The organism is Corallococcus praedator (assembly GCF_003612125.1).
In the GTDB taxonomy this organism is placed as follows: Bacteria; Myxococcota; Myxococcia; order Myxococcales; family Myxococcaceae; genus Corallococcus; species Corallococcus praedator.
In genome coordinates, this window is record NZ_RAWI01000812.1 from 1 (window position 1) to 764 (window position 764).

General features: G+C 70.3%; 1 protein-coding gene. It reads right to left on the minus strand.

Going from position 1 to position 764, the window contains the following annotated elements; translation table 11 throughout:
• Nucleotides 1-718: FIST signal transduction protein (locus tag D7Y13_RS41910; RefSeq protein ID WP_244222479.1), on the minus strand; the 718-nt coding region annotated here is incomplete at its 3' end.
• Nucleotides 719-764 lie beyond the last annotated feature (46 nt).

Genomic DNA, 764 nt, shown 5'->3' on the forward strand with positions numbered 1-764 from the left:
CATCCTGGAATCTCAAGAGCTCGTCCCGGACCCCCTCCCCCAGGATGAGGTAGCGGGAGACGCAATCGAACACCACCGCGCCACCCAGGGGGCCAGGCGTTGCCTTCCGGGCCATGGCGGCGGCACCGGCCGCCGCGTCGAGCAGGTCCGCGCGCGCACCCTCCATCACGCGGACCAGCGAGCCGTCCGGTATCTCCGCGACGTAGCGGATCGAACCGTCGGACTCGACGGAGATGGGGTCACGGATCACGAACTCTCCGCTGGCCTGGGGAATCCCCAGCGGGTGGGTCATCGCGAAGCTGGCGAAGTCCCCCATGTCCAGCTCGACTCCCCGGCTGGAGGCCGTGCGCCGGTAGACCTCGAACGCGCTCTCGTAGTCGAGTTCGATGGCGGTCGTGCCTCGGGCCTTGGTGACCTGGGTCGGTGGGCCGTACGGATACCAGCCATGCTGGATGCCGACGCCGATCGGCTCCTGGGCATCAATGGCAATCACCACCACCTGATCCCGGTAGGCCTGTCCTTGCGTGAACTGGGCCGTCTTGACGAACCGGAGGTTGTTTCCCGCGCCGCCTCCCGCCCAGCCGACGCCCGCGCCCGCTTCCTGCTGGGCCCCTCGCACGACTTCTGTCGGGTCCCCGCTCAGGGCATCCGGGAGGACGATCAGCGCACGGCGACGCCCGGGCGGCAGGGGAGGCAACTGCCCGACGGCCCGTGCCACCGCGGTGCGCCCTGCGGCTCGGGCATCTTCACTGACGGGCCCGCCC